Genomic DNA, 16,873 nt, shown 5'->3' with positions numbered 1-16,873 from the left:
CCAACGAGCAGGCCGCCCTGAAGTGCGTCTATATGGCGATCATGTCCCTGGACCCACCGGCAAGGGCCACGCCCGCTGGACCATGCGCTGGAAGACCGCACTGAACGCCTTCGACATCACCTTCGACGGCCGGCTCTCCGTAGCTCGTCAGTAGCCCTCAACAACCCGAGATACACCGCTCGTTTGACAGACCCAGCCCAGGGGTCACCAACTCAGGTCGAACACATCCACAAACGCTGTGCTGGACGTGACGAAGCTAACGTGGCGTAACCTCCCGGTGCACATCTCGTGATGGTGCCGATCACTACTCGGAGCTGGTCGGCTTGAGGCGCCGTGGGGTCCGGCCCCCACCACGGGTCGCCAGGCCGGCCCGCCACATGCGGCGGTAGGGGCCGGCGACGGACAACAGCGCGCGGTGGGAGCCGTCCTGCACCACGCGCCCCTGGTCGAGGACGACGACCCGGTCTGCCCGGGCGGCAACGGCCAGGTTGTGCGCCACCACGATGGTGGTGCGGCGGCGGCCGCCTCCCCTTCCTGCGCGAAGCATGGCGGACGCCTCGGTAGCGGCGTCGAGCGCCGAGGATGCCTCGTCCAACAGGACGATGTCGGGGTCTACGAGTTCGGCGCGAGCCAGGGCGAGCAGCTGGCGCTGTCCTTCAGAGAGGTTGCGGCCCTGGCCCAGCAAGCGGTGGCGGTACCCCTGGGGAAAGCCGATGATCACGTCATGAGCCCCGACGTAGCGCGCGGCGGCGACGACTTCGTGGTCGCTCGCCTCCGGACGACCGTAGGCGATCGCATCACGTACCGTCCCTGCGAACAGGTGCGTTTCCTGGGGAACTATGCCCAGGCACCGACGGTAGTCGCGAAGGTCGTAGTCGCGCAGATCAGTCCCGTCCACGAGGATCGCCCCGTCGGTCACGTCGTGAAATCGTGCCAAGAGTTTGGTGATAGTGGATTTCCCAGCTCCTGTCGATCCCACCAGCGCAACGATCTGGCCCGGTGGTATGTGCAGCCGGATGTCCGTGAGAACGCTAGGGCTTGTGCCGTTCCGGGCCGGATAGGTGAAGGAGACCCCGTCGAAGCGGATCTCGCCTCGGAGCCGCGTCGCAGGCACCGGCGCAGGTGCCTGCGGCGGAGTTGCTGGGACTTCCATGAAGCTGCGGATCCGGCCTGCGGCGACAGCCGCGCGCTGGAAACCGTCGAAGACTTGCGCCAGTTGCTGAATCGGAGTGAAGACCAGATCGACGTAGAGGAGACAGGCGACCAAGCCCGCGACGGCAAGCGTTCCGTCTCCCACGCGCCGAGCCCCCACGGCCAGCACCCCGACCGAGGCCGCCTGCACGAGAAGAGTCAGGAACGGGAAATACAGCGCACCGCATGCGCTTGCGTTCAGCGCCGAACGACGGTGAATCGTGCTGACGGTTCGAAACAGGCGTGCCCACCGCTCCTCGGCGCGGAAGAGCTGGAGCGTCCGCATGCCGGCGAAGGCTTCCTGAAGGAAGGCGTTCACCTCCCCCATGGTGTTCCGTGCCGCCTCGTAGCGCACAGCAGCAATCCTTCGAAACAAAACGCCGGATGCTGCGTACACCGGCAGGGCTGCGCAGACGACCAAGCCGGCTCCCCCGTCACCTGCCGCGAGCGCCCCCAACGCTCCCAGACACGTCAGCAGGCTGACGACAGCCGCAGCCAGCCCCGACTGGAGGAACGCGGAAAGGGCTTCGGGATCAGTGGACATGAGGGTGGTGACCTGGCCTGCGGGCTGACGATCGAAGAAGTCCGTGCCCAGGCCGTGCAGCCCGCTCCACATCCTCACTCGCAGGGCGTACAGAAGAGATTCCGCGTTGCGAGCGCTTAGCCGGGCCTCTCTGGCCTGGACGAACCACCGCAGCACGATCACGACAGTTCCGGTGACCGCCGCGCCGGCCAGGACGCCGGGTACGTCTGATGTGACGCCTTCAGCCATGCCGCGGCGCAGGATGACGGATGCTGCGAGCGCCGCCGCCGCATCCAGTGCGATCAGGACCAACGACGCGATGAGGGAGAGTCGTAGGGGGCGCAGGAATGGAAGGAATCGAAATCGCAGTGCTTTTGGTCCGACGGTGTTGTGTCGCTCGGTCGTCCGCCCTCGGTGGTCGCGCACCGCGGCGCCGCCGGGGTCTTCCGAATGTGCGGAGCCTGGACCGTATCCGCTACCCGGGGGCGAGGATTCGGGCTGTCCAGTGCCCTCTGGTGCATCCAGCAGACGTAGGTACGCGGGGCAGCGCCTGCTCAGTTCCTCGTGTGTGCCGAGGTCGACCACACGACCGTGTTCGAGTACGGCGATCCGGTCCGCCAGGCGAAGCGACGAGCGTCGGCGGGCGACGAGCAGTACGGCGCGCCTGCCGGCCTCATCGCGCAGTGCCGCCTGTACCTCCGATTCGGTTCGGAGGTCGACGGCCGACGTCGTGTCGTCGAGCAGCAAGATCGGCGGATCTGCCAGCAAGGCCCTTGCCAGGGCCAGACGTTGTCGCTGACCGCCGGAAAGGCTCAGGCCACGCTCGCCCAGCACGGTCGCGTACCCGTCGGGCAAGGCACTGATGAATGCGTCTGCCCGGGCGGCGCGGGCGGCGGCCTGGATCTCGTCCGCGGTTGCGTCCGGTCTTCCCAGAGCGATGTTGTCGGCGATGGAGGATGAGAACAGAAAGGGCTCTTCGCCGACCGCCGCCATGGCACTTCGCAGTCGTCGTCGACTGAGCAGGCGTAGGTCGCGCCCGAAGACTCGGATCGTGCCCGCCGTGGTCTCGTGGAAGCCGAGTGCGAGCTCTATGAGGGTTGACTTGCCCGATCCCGCCGGACCCATGATGCCCAGGATTTCTCCCCGCTGCAGGCATATGTTGACCCCGTCGAGGGCCGGCGAGCCGGACTGTTGCCCTGGATACCGGAAGGTGACCCCGTCGAAGACAAGTGCCGGCGATTCCGGAAGGAAGGGCAGCGCCTCGGCCCGGTCAGCCCCGGTGTCGTCGGGTACGGGGGCAACGTCGATGAGCGCCGTGATGCGTTCGGTCCCGGCCCGGGCCTGTCGTGCTGTGGTCGCCAGAGTGGACAGCGTCCACAATGGCGTGTCCACCTGGCTGAGGTAGCCGCAGAAGGCCACGAGCGTGCCCAGGGAGATCGTGCCGGACAGCGCGAGCCAGCCGCCCACGCCGAGGGCGGCCACCTGGCCGAAGGCAGGAACGGCCTGCATCGGCGGGACGCAGCGGCTGTTGGCGAGTGCCAAACGCATCCGAGCCGTGCGCAGGAGGCGCGCGGACCGTTCGAACCTGCCGACCTCGCGGTGCTCCTGTCCGAAGGCCTTCACCACACGGATCCCCGCCACGGTAGCGGCCACCATGTCGGCAGTCTCCGCAGCGCGCTGCTGTGCGGCGGCGGTGAGGGGGCTGAGCTGAGCCCGGCTGCGACGGACCGCCATCCACAGGGCACAGGCGGTGGCTGCCGGGACGGCAGTGAGCAGGGGCGACATGGACAGCATGACTGCCGTAGATGCCAGGAGGAGTAGAAGGTGTCCAGCACTCTGGGGAAGCAAGGTGATAAAGCGGTGCACGAGTTGCAGGTCTGAGGTGGCCCGGCTGAGTACCTGGCCGGCTTCCAGCCGGTCGTGACCCGCCCCGTCGAGCCTGCTCAAGGCCTGAAACAGGGAGACGCGCAGGTCGTGGTCGAGGGACAGGGCAAGTCTTTCGCCCCACAGGTTCCGGGCGGTGGTGAACACGAAACCCGCGCAAGCACAAAGGGCGAGCAGCAGCAATGAGCGGTCCAGGGCTCGGGGGGGCCCGCCAGCGATGTCATCGATCGCCGCCTTCATGATGAGCGGTGCCGAAGTCGTCGCGGCCGTAGCTGCGGTCGCTGCGAGCAGGGAGAGCAATGCAGTGGTCCGGTGGGGGCGACCGACGGCGGCCAAGAACCGAATCCACGCGGCACCGGGACGCGCGGGCGCAGCACGGAGCGCCCTTGCGGAAACTCTCATTCGATGTTGTTCGCGGGTCACGGGGTCACAGCCGGGCCGGGGCCGAGGAGAACCGGCAACTTGTCCAGAACGCGGTGTTGGTAGCCGCCCCGCCAGGCGAGTTCCGACGGCTCGACGGCGAGCGAGAGCTCGGGATGAAGACGCAGGAGTTCTCCCAGTGCAGTGGTGAGCTCCATCCTGGCCAACGGGGCACCGAGACAGTAGTGCGGTCCATGGCCGAAGGCCAAGTGGCGAGACCGGCGGGAACCGGAGGCGTGAAGCCCGGCCGGTCCGAAGGCACGCGGATCTCTGTTGGCCCCACCGAGCGAAAGGAGCACGTCGTCTCCGGCCGGAATGCTCGTGTCGCCGATGACCATGTCGGCCACTGCCCTCCGGACAGTCGTGAACGGAGCGGAGGTGTCCTTGCGGATCAGCTCTTCCACCGTTTCGGGCAGCAGCGAGGGATTCTCTAGCACTGCTGAGAGGACAGATTCCTGGGTCAGCAGACCGAGTAGGCAGACGCCGACCATCTGGGTGGTGACGCCGAATCCGGCGATCAGCACCATGGTGCACAAGGAAACCGCTTCGTCCTCGGTCGCATCGGACGACTGGGCCGCGGCAGCGATCGATGCGAGGAGGCCGGCCTCTGGTGCCTGTCGGCGGCGCAACTCGGTCCGGACGAGGTCTTCCACGTGATCGAGCGCAGCGGTGACGGCGACCGGGTCTCCGCTGCCCGCGTCGAGGGTGCACATCCAACGGTAGAGGCCGTCGTGGTGGTGGGCTGCGATGCCCATGACCTCGCGCAGCACGGTGAACGTGAGCGGCCGCGCATAGGCGTCCATGACGTCGAAGCCTTCGCCCCGCGGCATGCCGGCTATCAAGCCTGCGGCGATCTCACGTGTCCGGTGCCGGAAGCGTTCCGCCGCTGCGGGGGTGAAGTCCTTCGATGCCAACGCCCGGAGCCGGGTGTGATGAGGTGGATCGTGGTGGAGGAGCGTCAGGTCACGGGCCCTGCCCGGTTGCCGGAGGGAAGTGGGAGGTGTGTGGTGCTGGAGCGACAGCCTCGGGTCCGACAGTGCTGCGCGTACGTCGGCGTAACGGCTGACGACCCAGACAGTCCGGCCCCCGGGTAGTCGGGCTTGTGTGACGGGGCGCTCTTCACGAAGAGCGTCCAGGACCGGGTGTGGTCGGTCGGTGAACGCGGAACCGAACAGGCCGCTCGGACAGCGAGGGATGGGGGGCGTCTCCAGCACGGGGTCGGCCTTTCTGCACTGGGTTGAGGTCGGTCAGCGTGCGTCGGGCCGAATCGGGGTACGGTCCGGGCGGAGTCCGAACGTCACGGCAGTCCCGCCCCCGAACCGGAGCCTCTGAAGGAAGCCGAGAACACCGGCAAGGCCGGTGCCGTACCCGAAGAGGTCGTGGCCGCTGCTGTCGCCCGGTACGACGACGGTGCGGCCGCCACGGACGGTACGTCTGCTGATCAGAATGGAAGCGGTTTCCTCCGCCGCGTCGCGATACCACGACTCGCCCGTCGCATCCTCGAGGTCGAGGAAGAAGTTCCCGATGCCGGGGAGGCCGCAACACCAATAGGAGTTCTGCTGCCACAAGCGCTGACGTGCGGCGCGCGCCGCCTGTTCGGCGAGAGTGAGAAGGTGCGGCCGGTCGGTTGCCTGCCACGTACGGAGCAGGAAGGTCCCGATGCCGGCGGAGCCGTTGCACCAGTTGACGAGACGACGGTTGCCCGAGTGGTGGGGCCAGTAGGCCTGGTCCTCGTGGATCTCGACGGACTCGATCAAGCCGCGGGCGGTCGCGTCCGCGGCGTCGAGGTACTCCTCTCGGTCGGTGGCGATGGCCGTTTCGAGCAGGAAGGCTCCGATGCCGGCCGCGCCGTGGGCGAAGCCTGCTGCCCTGCGGCTTGTGCCGGAAGCCGGATCCGGCACCTCCCAGTACCGCATCGTCCCCGTTGTCACACCGGCGTTCAGAACTTCGTCGGCGCACTTCACGGCCCGGTCGAGGAAGCGGCCGTCGCCAGTGGATCGCCACAGCTGGATCTGAGCGGACCCTGCACCGGCAAGGCCGTGGGTGAGGTCGGTGTGCGGCCCCAGGACCGGCAGGGCTGCGCCGAGCGCAGCCGCCCGGTCGGCGAGGTCGTCGTTGGCCAAGTGCTCCGCAGCTTCGATCAGCGCCATCGTGGTGCCGGCCCGGCCGCTGTGCAGGCCGGGCAGTGTCCGGGGAATGTCCGACACGCGTCCCGCGACCCAGTGAGCCGTCCTTTGCAGGGCGCGCCGGATCTCCGGGCGGTCCCCGGTGCGGATGGATGTACGTACGAGAAGGGGCAGGATACTTGCCGCACCGTCGTAGCCGTTGCACTGGTCCTTGTCCCGTTCCGCACCTCCGGGCTGCCACAGATGTTCCGCGCGCTCGAAGTCGACGGTGTGCAGCAGCAGGCCGAGGCCGTCCTCGAGGATCTGGGTGGCATCGACACCGGACGGGGGGCCGGGCAGGGGCGAGCCCCGCTCGGCCGTCGGGTCGTTCAGGAAGTCCCGGGCGCGGTGAAGACTCCAGCGGTCCTGGGGCTTCGGTTCGGTGAGCCCCAGGACAAGCGGCAGGACGACTTGAAGGCCCGGGCGGCCCGTTGACGCCAGTAGTGCCGTCTCCTGCAGGGAGGCGGCGAAGCCGCGTCCCTCGTCGCTGGTGGGGATCTCCCAGGTTGGCAATGCCGCGACTGCGTGGCAGAGGGTCGCACCCAAGCTGAACACATCGTCGCTCAGACGGGGTGCCGGCCGGTGAAAGCCGCTGCGGCCGTCGGATGCGGAAGGTGCCGCGAATCCGTGGGTGGATACGTGCCGGGCGGGCCTGTCGGGCTCCGCTGCGTGCTCCAGGTCGATCAGGCGCAGGTCGCCGTCGGGCAGCATCATGATATTGCCCGGCTTTAGGTCGCGGAGGACGAGATTCTCGTCATGGACACGTGAAAGCACCTCGACCAGTTTGCGGGCCAGTTGCAAGGCGGCGTCCGGAGCCAAGCCGGTGCCCGGGCACGAGTCCGCCACTTCTTCGCGGACCCACTGTTCGAGGGTCCTGCCGGGCAAGAACTCCTGCACGAGGAAGACGTCGCCCTGCTGCGTGAAGAACGCTATGCGGTCGGGGACGAGCCCGGTGGCCGACAGCAGCTCCAGCACCTCCGACTCGTGCCGCACGGCGTCGCGGGCGTCGCTGCCGTCAATATCTCCGCTAACGTGCGCTCGGCCCTGTTTGATGACCACTCGGTTCCCGCTCCGCCCATCGGTCGCCAGGAAGACTCCCCCGCGGTTGGAGTGCTTGAGGACGACGTCGACGGTGAAACGGTCATCCAGGCGAACGGTCGTGGCATGGGGCCGACTCGGAACAGGTTCACCGCGTGCGAAGGGGTCTGAGGCCCAGGCGGGAGCGCTGTACGCGGCGGTCCTACGATCCTCGACCGCCTTGCCGTCCGGACCGACCATGACGGGGACGAAACGGCCGAAGTCGTCCAGGCGGGTCTCTCGGATGAAGCTCCCGTAACGGTAATGGACCAGGCTGGAGGAGGATAACGGCCGGTCCGAAAGGATCCGCGGGCCGGGCAGTCCCAGCGTGGCCAGATGCAGCTCGCTCGCGATCTCCTCCAGGGCGCCGATCGGTGGATAGGCGGTAATGAACTTCCCTGCCGCTCCCCGGTCGGCGTTGGCAGAAGTCTGCTCACCGACGGCATGCAGGTCTCGGGCGAACTTGAAGGCGCACCCCGCCTCGGTCAGTACGGAGGCCGCACGTGCCAGTACCAACGGTGCGGACAGGACGGTCGCCGAGACGTGCAGCTTCCAGCCATGTGGCGGGAGTTGACAATCGGCAGGCAGAACGGCGAACCAAAACCCCTGCCGGTTCATGGTCCACACATCGGTGAGACCCCTGCGGGCTAGCTCAGCTCGCACCACATCGGACAGCAGGGTGGAGTCCGCCCACTTGGACATCATCGTGCTCACTCACTGGACTCCGCCGAACCATGGAGGTCGGGAACGGACAAAAGGACGTGTGACACGCGGGGCAGGCTGCGCCCGCAGAGCTGCCCGCCCCGGGCCTCGCAAGGCACCGGGACGGGCAGGGTGTCGATCAGACCTCGGCCGGAACGAACGTCTCGCAGGTGCCGGTCCACGGGTTCCGGACGTCGGTGGACGGCGGGTAGGCCTCGGTCTCGACGTCCACGGCCAGAGTCTGCAGGTCAGCAATGTCGAACGACATGTGAAAAAACCTCTCTTGTAAAGGGATTCGATGCACGACGATTCGTGGTCGTGGCACACCGGTTGTCGGGCCCGGCTGCGTGCTGCGATGACACGCTCGTCCCGACACGGAAAGAATGGCGGACAGGACGAGCGGGCGTGATCAGAAACGAGCGGTCTGCCGTCCGGATCCCGGGCCTTGGTCAAGCTATACGCACACCTTCCGCCGTCAAAACCGGAATCGAAAATTGAGCAGAATTTACTCAGCCGATGAGTCCGCCCCCCTCTGCGATGCCGCCTACTATCAATGAACATCCACCCAAAGCTGTTTCGGAAGAAGACGGAGATCTCGCACGTGAGCACCGATACGATCCCGCGGAGCATTATCTGGGATATAACCTATTCCTGCCCGCTCCGTTGCTCGCACTGCTACTCCGAATCCGGGCGGCGTCCTTCCCGTCAGCTGGGAACGAACGAACTGCTGCGCTTGGCCGACGTGATGGCGGCGCTGGATCTGGAGAGCGTCACCTTCGCGGGAGGCGAGCCCCTGCTCGTCCCGAACATTTTCGAGATCGCCGCCCGGGTCGCGTCAACCGGTGCGCACACCACGCTTTATACCGGCGGATGGAACTGGCGACCCGACCTGCCAGATCGCCTGGAGGGCGCGGTGCGCCAGGTCACCGTCAGCATCGACGGCGCCACAGCTGACGTGCACGACCGCATCCGGGGCCGGAAGGGCTCGTTCGCACGGGCAGTGGAGGCATGCGTCTCCTTGAACGAGGCCGTCGCGCGCAGGGGCGGACGTGGTGCCTCACCCTTCGCCTTCGGGATCGATTGCACACTGACCCGCAGCAACTTCGGCCAGATGGAGGAATTCTGTTCCGAGCTCGGCAACCGCTTACCCCAGATGAGCTCGTTGTCGTTCGGTGCGGCAGTACCCTCCGGACTGTCGAGCCGCACGGGGTTCAGCGACCATGAACTCCTCACCGACGACCAGATGGCGCAGCTCGCCGACCCCGGTCTCGCCAGCCACCTGAACGCCCTGATGACCCATGACACCTGGGTCAGCGTCTCCGACAATCGCGTGTTGCAGATGCGGCCCGACCAGGTCGCCACAGGTCGGGTACCCACAGCTGTCCAGGTGGAGCCGGACGGCGCGGTCCGCGCGATGCCCATCTACGAAGGCACGGTAGGACGACTCGGGGCGGAGCCCTTCACCGTCCTGTGGGAGCGCGCGGTGGCTCGCTGGAGCCACCCGTATATCGTCGGTGCGCTGGCCTCGGCGCACACCATGGCACAGTGGGCCGAAGCCACCCGCAGACTCGATGCGTACTTCGGCACTCCCGAGGACCGGCTCCGCTTCGACCGCCGCCTCCCCTTCACGCCTGTTCCGACGCAGCCGGAAACCGGCGCGGGAGTCGGCTGATGACAGGCCGCCCGCTCCTCGCCCTCGGGTTGGACGGTGTGGCGACCGGACCGGAAACCGTCACTGGAGCCTTCTGGACAAGGATGATCGGGCTCGCCGCGCACGCCGGAGTCGACTTCGTCACGATGGACGACTCGATGGCACGACCGGCCTCGAGCGGCCCGCAGCCCCTACCAGGCGGCCGTCTCGACGCGATCTCCCTCCTGGCGTACGCCGCCCCGTCCGTCTTCGGACTCGGGCTCGTCGCCGCGGTGACCACCACCTACACCGAGCCGTTCCACGTCTCCGCCGGCTTGGCGACGCTCGACCACATCAGCGGAGGATGGGCCGGTTGGCTGATCCGGCCTTCCGTGCGGGCCGCAGAGGCACGGCACTTCGGGCGCGCTGCCGCGCCGTCCCGGCAGGAGGCCTGGATCGAGGCGGGAGAGGTCGCGGACACCGTCGTGGACCTCTGGGACAGCTGGCAGGACGGAGCGGAGATCCGCGATCGTGCGACGGGCTGCTTCCTAAATGCCGACCTACTGCACCCGCCGGGCCCTCACGGACGCTTCCACGTGCAAGGGCCGTCCATCACGCCCCGGCCTCCTCAGGGCCGGCCCGTCATCGTCGTCGCCCTCGATACCGATCCCTGTGCCGCCCAACTCGCCACGGCCGCCCGATGCGCGGACGTCGTGCTCCTGCCTGCCACTGATCTCGTTTCGGGACGAGAGTTGTGTGCGGGTCTGAGGGGGCGTGCTGCTGCCCACGGGCGGCATCCCGACCACCTCAAGGTCCTCACCCGCCTCGTGGTCGGGACCGCCGGCAGCGGTCCGGGCGTGCACGGTCCGGCTCGGGGCGTCGGCGACGTAGGCGATCTGGCCCTCGGACTCGAGGATTGGTACGGCCTGGGCGGGGCGGACGGCGTCCACGTGTCGCTCGACGCCCCCTCGGACGAGTTGCCTGCTCTCGCCGGGGAGGTCCTGCCGCTCTTGGCTGCGAGCAACATTCCGGCACCGACCGGCGAACCGGCAGGGATGTTGCGCACACGCCTCGGACTGCCGCGTGTCGACGGCCGACGGCACCCATCCATCGAGGAGGGTCGATGACCGTGTCCGAGGAGAAGCCGCCGTCGGCAGGGCGCACGATGCACTTGGGCGTGCTGTTCCCTAACGACAGCTCGACGGTGTGGAGTCGTGCGCCCATGGGGAGCCAGATCGCGTTCGATTCGTTCCTCCACATGGCACGAACCGCGGAGCGGGCCGCGTTCGACTTCTTCTTCCTGACCGAGAGCCTGCGTCTTCCCGAAGTCCACGGACGCGTGCGTGAACTGGATGTCGCCGGTCGCCCGGAATCCTTGACGTTGCTGTCCGCGCTCGCTGCCGTCACCAGCCGAGTAGGACTCGCAGCCACCGTCAACACGACCTTCAATGAGCCGTTCGATCTGGCGAGGAGGTTCTCATCGCTGGATCACCTCTCCGGCGGACGTGCCGCGTGGAACGTCGTCACCACGTCGGATGCGTTCACCGGGGGCAATTTCCGTCGTGGAGGATTCCTGCCCTCCGCGGAGCGATACACCCGGGCACGAGACGCGGTCGGGCTGTGCCGCACTTTATGGCGTTCCTGGGAGCCTACTGTGTGGCCAGGTGCGTCACCGGAGGGATTCAGCTACGCCGGCTCGCATTTCAGGGCTTCGGGGGCGTTTACCCTCCCCCGCAGCCCTCAGGTGGATCCTGTACTGATCCAGGCGGGCAATTCCGATGAAGGGAGGGAATTCGCGGCGTCCCATGCGGACGTCGTGTTCACCCTGCAAAACGGACTGGAATCCGGTCGGCGTTTCTACGCGGACGTCAAACGCCGTCTTGCGCTATACGGACGCCGCCCCGACGACCTGAAAGTCATGCCTGGTATGTCCTTCGTCCTGGGCACTACGGGCGCGGAGGCGCACGAGCGCGCAGTGCAGCAGCGCCGGGACCTGATCACGCCGCAGGCCGCTCTTGCCTTTCTTGAGCACACGTGGGGGGTCGACCTCAGTGGCTACGACCCTGACGGCCCGTTGCCGGAGATAGGGCCAGCCGATCCTCGGGACGTGCCGGTCGTGCAGCGGTGGCGGGATCGTGCAGATGAGGAGGGTCTCTCGGTACGCGAACTCGTCGTCGAAGTGACGGGACGCCAGTCCTTGGTGGGCACGCCACTTACCGTGGCGCGGCGACTGATCCAGCTGTTCCGGGCCGAGGCCGCCGACGGATTCATCATCCGGCCCCACGCTGCGCCGGACGGACTCGACGGATTCGTCGACGAAGTCGTGCCGTTGCTTCAGGAGATGGGGGCCTTCCGTAGCGCATACACGGGTAGCACACTCCGCGACCACCTGGGTCTCTGCCCGCCGGGGTGATGCTGTGCCCGGCGGCAGGATCAGCAGGTCACGCAGTGGCCACCCACGAGGACGCGCTGGCGTCGACGGCACGAGGCGGCTACACCAGTCCTACGCTGTGTGCACTGCTCGGCGAACGCAGCGCTGGCTAGGCCAAAGGGCGATGCCACGGAGGCCGGCTGGCGTCGTCGTGCCGTTCGGTCGACGACGCGGGCGGTCGAGCGCATGACGGTGGCGACGGAGATTGCTTCCGTTCGGCGATGACGACGATGGTCTCGGACCCCGGTGCGGGGTAGCCGACCAGGGTGACCCTTGCCGCCTTGCGCTTGGCAGAGCTGGGGCCGTCCAGCGGCCGTCAACGGTCTTCTCGGGGCGTACACGGGTAGGGCAGGGACCACTCACGGCCGGAGCGGGTCAGCTGGAGGTGACGGCGATGACGTATGTCGAAAGAGGCCGCCTCGGCACCATGTCGGGCGCGGTGCCGAAGCCGGGCCATGGCCGCCCGCTCGAAGCGGACCGGTTCGAGACCTGCATACCTCAGCTGTACGGCAGTCTGCGCAGTATCCCCACCGGTAGGTGCCGGAGAAGGGCGACGGCCAGGCCGACACGCCGTGGGACCCACACGACGTCCTTGGCGGACATCAGGGCACGGCACGTCTGTTCCGCCACGGCGGACGCAGTGGTGGCCATGGGAGGAACCTCGAGCCCCTCGGTCATGGCCGTCCGCACGAACCCGGGACGGACGACCAGGACACGGACCCCGGTTCCGGCCAGGCTCTGCGCCAGCCCCCGCGCGTACGTGTCCAACCCGGCCTTCGCGGCCGCGTAGGTGTAGTTCACCGGCCGCGGGCGCCGGGCTGCGGCCGAGGAGAACACCACGACGGTGCCGTGCCCCTGCTTCCTGAGGACAGCCCCGGTCGCATGCAGGACGGATACCGCACCGAGGAACGTGGTCCGCACGCAGTTCAGCGTCGCGGCGTGGCTCTCGGCCAGGTGCCCGGGGTCACCCAGGACCCCGAAAGCCAACACGACCAGGTCCAGGTCGCCGAAGCGGTCGGTGACCCCCCGCATGAAGGTCTCGTGCCCGCCGGTGTCCGCGGCGTCGAAGGGCACGGTGTGCACGCACGCACCTTCGGCCTCCAGCAGTGCCGCACGCGCGGCCAGGGCGCCGCAGTCGCGCCCGGCCAGGATGATCGTGCTCGTCCCGCGTCGGGCCAGCGCCCGGCAGAGCGCGAGCGCGATGTCGGACGTACCGCCCAGCAGCAGTACGGTCGGCATGACACCGAAGGCGTTCCTCATGTCCGACCCCGCCCCGGACGCGGGTCGATGAGCCGCAGGCGACGTGCCTGGTCGGAGCACAGGACGCGGCCCGGGTCCATGCCGTCCCGGACCGCCCGCCACTCCTCCAGCCCCTGGTACATACCGGCGAAGACCTCGGGGGCGCAGCGGGAGTCCTTAGCCAGGTAGAGGCGACCACCGGCCTCCAGCACGGACCCGTCCAGCGCGTCCAGCTCCCGGGCCAACCCGGGCATTGCGGCGGGAAAGTCGAGGGCAAGGGTCCACCCGTCGATGGGGAAGGACAGGTAGGAGCGCGCCGGTCGCCCCAGCCTCTTGAGCACGGCGAGGTAGGGCGGGCAACCGACGCGCTGCAGTCGTTCGAAGGTGCGGATGAGCACCTTCCTCCCTTCGGTGGAGTGGGGCACGGCGTACTGGTACTGGACCAGGCCGCGCGGGCCGTAGAGGAGGTTCCAGCCCGCGATCGCGTCGAGGGGGTGGAAGAAGGTTTCCGGGCCGACCAGGGCCGAGGCCCTGGCGGTGCGGAGGCGGTGCTGGTTGTACACGCGCACCGCCGTCGGTGACAGGAGGGGGGCCAGTAGACGGTGCGGCACCGTCCTGTCCTTGGCGACAGCGTGCCGGGGCCGGTGCGGAGCAGCAGACAGGTCCGCCGGCCGGGCCCAGGCAGCCCGGGTGAGGATCGAGCGCCCCAGTCGGGCCCCCCTGGCCGTGCCGTCGATCCAGGCCACGACGTGCGGCAGTGCCGGCGTCGGCACCGCCATGGCGGCCAGTAGCGCGTCGAGGTCGTCGTACCGGCGTTCGTGTTGGTGGAGCAACGGGCAGGGCACGCGCTCGGTGCGCAGCGTCGCGCGGGTGATGACGCCGGTCAGGCCCATCCCTCCCACGGTCGCCCAGAATTCCTCGGGTCGGCGGTCCGGGGTGAGGAAGAGGCGGCCCCGTGGAGTCTGCACGACCATGTCGACGACGTGGTCGCCGAAGCTTCCCGCCACCGGATGGTTCTTGCCGTGCACGTCAGCCGCGATGGCGCCACCCACCGTGACGTGCCCGGTGCCGGGCACGACGGGTAGGAAGAAGCCGTGTCGCAGGAGGCGCCGGGTCAGTGTGCGCAGGTGCAGGCCACCGTCGACCGTCACGGTCCCGTTCGTGTCGATCCCGTGCAGGCGTCGCAGACCGCTGAGTTCGACCACGGCGCCCCCGGCGTTCTGTGCGGGGTCGCCGTAGCTGCGTCCCGCTCCCCGGGCCACCACGCCTCGCTCTGGGGGCCGCTCCAGGAGCGCTCTCACCCCATCGTCGGAGTCCGCTTGCGCCAGGAGGGCGGTCGTCGGGGCCGTACGGCCCCATCCGCTGAGCGGGACGGTGCGTCCGGGGACGGGCGCTCCGGGCGGGCACATCGGCTGGTTACCGGGCCGGTTCCTCACGATAGGGCCTCCTTGCGGCGGCCGAGCAGCAAACCGCGCCCGGGTTCCTCGACCGTTTCGTACATCAGCCATGCACACGCCAGCGCGGCGCAGAAGACAACGCCCGTGAAGGCGGTCCCGGTGCCGGGCGCGAAGCGCGGCACGGCGCCGGCGAGCCGTTCACCGACTCCCATAATCAGGACGTGCACCATGTAGAAGGCGAACGAGAGCTTTCCCAGCCGCACCGCGGGGGGACTGCGCCACACGGAGCGCAGACCGCGGAGGTCGGCGACCGCAAGCGCCGGTATCAACAGTGCGAACCCGCCCACGGTGCACGCCGCGTCCGCGAAGGGCGCTGGGACGAAGTGGGCCATGGAGTATCCGATCGCCGTCACGGCACCCGCGTGCAGCGTGCGGGGCCCGCGCCACTCGTTCCGGCGCACGAGGCACGCCAGGACGGCGCCCAGGGCGAACTCGGGGAAGCGGACGGGCGGGAAGAACGGCGTCCACCGCAGCCCGCTGAGGAGGGCGGCTGCGGGTAGCAGCAGCACGGCACCCGCACACAGCGCGGCGACGACGATCAGGACGCGCGTCGTGCACCGCCTCAGGACCGTGACGAGGGCCGGGAAGACGAGGTAGAAGAAGGCTTCGCACGCCAGCGACCAACTGACCGTGCGCATCGGGTCCCACGCCGGAAACCACGAACTGACGAGGATCAGATCGCCGACAGCGGCAAGCAGGCCGTGGGGGCGCAGCCACGGCAGCACGCGGGCCGACAGCACCATCCCGCACAGCCCCGTCACCAGGTGCACCGGGTAGACGCGGGCCGCTCGGCGGCGCCAGAACGACCGTGCGGAGTCATGCGCGGGCGCGGACCAGACAAGGACGAACCCAGACAGGACGAAGAAGAACGACACGCCCGTCCTGCCCGCTGCGAAGACCCGGCCGACGACCTCGGCCGCCGGCCCCCCGAAGTATCCGTAGATGTGAACGTGGTACAGGAAGACCAGCAGTGCAGCCGCCCAGCGGGCCCCGGTGAGAGACGGCAGTGAACGCGGCACCGACAGTCCGGGAGCAAGTGTCCCGCTAGGCCGCGGACGGTCAGCCACAGCAGCCCGCAGCCAAGAGCAGCACCCAGCAGATTCCCGCAACTCGCAGGAACCGGTCCGAGAGCACCAGGTCTTCCGGGGCTCCGCCGTCTCCGCGCTCGAGATAGAGGCTGTAGCGGAGCAGGCCGCTGACGAAGGGAACGACGGACAGCTGGATCCAGACGGAGCCGTCCGGGCTCGGGGCGCGCTCGGGCACCGGCGATCCCAGGCCGAAAGCCCAGGCGCAATAGGCGGTCACCGCGACGGTGGCGGCCAGGGTCTGTATGCGCACAAGGAACGGCAGGCTGTAGCCCAGGTCCGGCACGCCGCGCGCACGGCAAGGGGGTGCGGCCCGCAGGTCGGCGGCGCGTTTGCCCGCTGCCATGAAGAGGGCGCCGAAGGCGGTGACGATGAGCAGCCAGGGCGACAGCGGCACCGCTGCAGCGAGCGCCCCCATGACTGCACGCAGGACGAACGCCAGCGCCAACAGCACGAGGTCGAGGACGGCGATGTGCTTGAGCTGGAGGCTGTACCACACGGTCAGTGTGCTGTAGACGGCCGCGCACGCTGATGCAGCCGGCCCGAGGGCGAGGGTGCTCACCGCGACGGCCGTCACGATCAACGCGACTGCCGCGGCGTACGCAGCGGCCAGGGGGACGGTGCCGGCCGCGACGGGGCGCGTCTTCTTGCGCGGGTGGAGCCGGTCGTTCGCGACGTCCCTGGCGTCATTGAGAAAGTACGTCCCGCTGGCGGCCGCGCACAGGACGAGGAAGGCGATGCCCGTATTGCGTGCAGACTCCGGTCGCCCCAGTGTCCCCGCCACGCCCGGCGCGACGAAGACGAGGCTGTTCTTCATCCACTGGCGCGGGCGAGCGGTGCGGCACAGAGCCACGAGCATGTCGCCCGCACGACCGAGCCCGCTGTGTCCGGAGACTGTGATCTCGTGCAGCACGGCCGGCTCTCGCGAAGCATTCATGCTGCTGCCTTCCCGGAGTGCTGGGGCGCCCCGTCCCGCGCGGACGCGGGGCTTGCAACGTCATTTTCGACGCGGGCGTTGAGGGTGGTGAGGGTCAGGAGGGTGGCGAGGGTGATGAGGAGGTAGTGCTGG

The 16,873-nt window shown here is 68.6% G+C and carries 11 protein-coding genes and 1 pseudogene; 4 read left to right on the top strand and 8 right to left on the bottom strand.

The genetic code is table 11. From position 1 onward, the window contains the following. Window positions 1-154: pseudogene (locus ACFWW8_RS36755) on the top strand (IS256 family transposase); the annotation flags it as partial. Window positions 155-304: 150 nt separating this feature from the next. Here ACFWW8_RS36755 and ACFWW8_RS36750 read toward each other — a convergent pair. From ACFWW8_RS36750 to ACFWW8_RS36735, 4 genes are all read right to left on the bottom strand, one after another. Beyond that, window positions 305-4,000, bottom strand: coding sequence for an ABC transporter ATP-binding protein (locus ACFWW8_RS36750; RefSeq protein WP_386536807.1), 3,696 nt, complete (start codon window positions 3,998-4,000; stop codon window positions 305-307). A gap of 17 nt (window positions 4,001-4,017) precedes the next feature. Beyond that, window positions 4,018-4,932: a cytochrome P450 gene (locus ACFWW8_RS36745; protein WP_386536804.1), complete on the bottom strand. Its 915-nt coding sequence runs from the start codon at window positions 4,930-4,932 to the stop codon at window positions 4,018-4,020. A gap of 333 nt (window positions 4,933-5,265) precedes the next feature. Further along, window positions 5,266-7,965, bottom strand: a complete 2,700-nt coding sequence (gene lanL / locus ACFWW8_RS36740; RefSeq protein WP_386536810.1) for a class IV lanthionine synthetase LanL — start codon at window positions 7,963-7,965, stop codon at window positions 5,266-5,268. 136 nt (window positions 7,966-8,101) lie between these two features. Further along, window positions 8,102-8,230 carry a hypothetical protein gene (locus tag ACFWW8_RS36735; RefSeq protein ID WP_386536801.1) on the bottom strand — a complete coding sequence of 43 codons (129 nt, stop codon included), beginning with the start codon at window positions 8,228-8,230 and terminating at the stop codon, window positions 8,102-8,104. Between the two features lie 333 nt (window positions 8,231-8,563). Here ACFWW8_RS36735 and ACFWW8_RS36730 point away from each other — a divergent pair, with 333 nt between their 5' ends. From ACFWW8_RS36730 to ACFWW8_RS36720, 3 genes are read left to right on the top strand one after another with little or no spacing between them, the layout of a single operon-like run. Continuing rightward, window positions 8,564-9,634 carry a radical SAM protein gene (locus ACFWW8_RS36730; protein WP_386536799.1) on the top strand — a complete coding sequence of 357 codons (1,071 nt, stop codon included), beginning with the start codon at window positions 8,564-8,566 and terminating at the stop codon, window positions 9,632-9,634. Beyond that, window positions 9,634-10,719 (top strand): LLM class flavin-dependent oxidoreductase, encoded by a 1,086-nt coding sequence (locus ACFWW8_RS36725; RefSeq protein ID WP_386536796.1) that lies wholly within the window; start codon window positions 9,634-9,636, stop codon window positions 10,717-10,719. Before ACFWW8_RS36730 ends, ACFWW8_RS36725 begins: the two co-directional genes overlap by 1 nt. Continuing rightward, window positions 10,716-12,005 carry an NtaA/DmoA family FMN-dependent monooxygenase gene (locus ACFWW8_RS36720; protein WP_386536794.1) on the top strand — a complete coding sequence of 430 codons (1,290 nt, stop codon included), beginning with the start codon at window positions 10,716-10,718 and terminating at the stop codon, window positions 12,003-12,005. Before ACFWW8_RS36725 ends, ACFWW8_RS36720 begins: the two co-directional genes overlap by 4 nt. Window positions 12,006-12,521: 516 nt before the next feature. Here ACFWW8_RS36720 and ACFWW8_RS36715 read toward each other — a convergent pair. The 4 genes from ACFWW8_RS36715 to ACFWW8_RS36700 are packed head-to-tail and all read right to left on the bottom strand — an operon-like array spanning window position 12,522 to window position 16,717. Then, window positions 12,522-13,262 carry an SDR family NAD(P)-dependent oxidoreductase gene (locus ACFWW8_RS36715; protein ID WP_386536791.1) on the bottom strand — a complete coding sequence of 247 codons (741 nt, stop codon included), beginning with the start codon at window positions 13,260-13,262 and terminating at the stop codon, window positions 12,522-12,524. Between the two features lie 17 nt (window positions 13,263-13,279). After that, window positions 13,280-14,698: an FAD-binding protein gene (locus ACFWW8_RS36710; RefSeq protein ID WP_386536789.1), complete on the bottom strand. Its 1,419-nt coding sequence runs from the start codon at window positions 14,696-14,698 to the stop codon at window positions 13,280-13,282. Next, window positions 14,695-15,738, bottom strand: a complete 1,044-nt coding sequence (locus tag ACFWW8_RS36705) for an acyltransferase family protein (RefSeq protein ID WP_386536786.1) — start codon at window positions 15,736-15,738, stop codon at window positions 14,695-14,697. The genes ACFWW8_RS36710 and ACFWW8_RS36705 overlap by 4 nt, the downstream gene beginning before the upstream one ends. A gap of 40 nt (window positions 15,739-15,778) precedes the next feature. Continuing rightward, complete coding sequence (locus ACFWW8_RS36700; RefSeq protein ID WP_386536783.1) at window positions 15,779-16,717, bottom strand: decaprenyl-phosphate phosphoribosyltransferase; 939 nt, start codon at window positions 16,715-16,717, stop codon at window positions 15,779-15,781. Window positions 16,718-16,873: the final 156 nt, after the last annotated feature.

Origin of the sequence: Streptomyces sp. NPDC058701, from assembly GCF_042715295.1 — a bacterium.
Taxonomy (GTDB): Bacteria; Actinomycetota; Actinomycetes; order Streptomycetales; family Streptomycetaceae; genus Streptomyces.
Note: the sequence above shows the minus strand (reverse complement) of the source record. Positions and strands in the feature narration are given on the sequence as shown.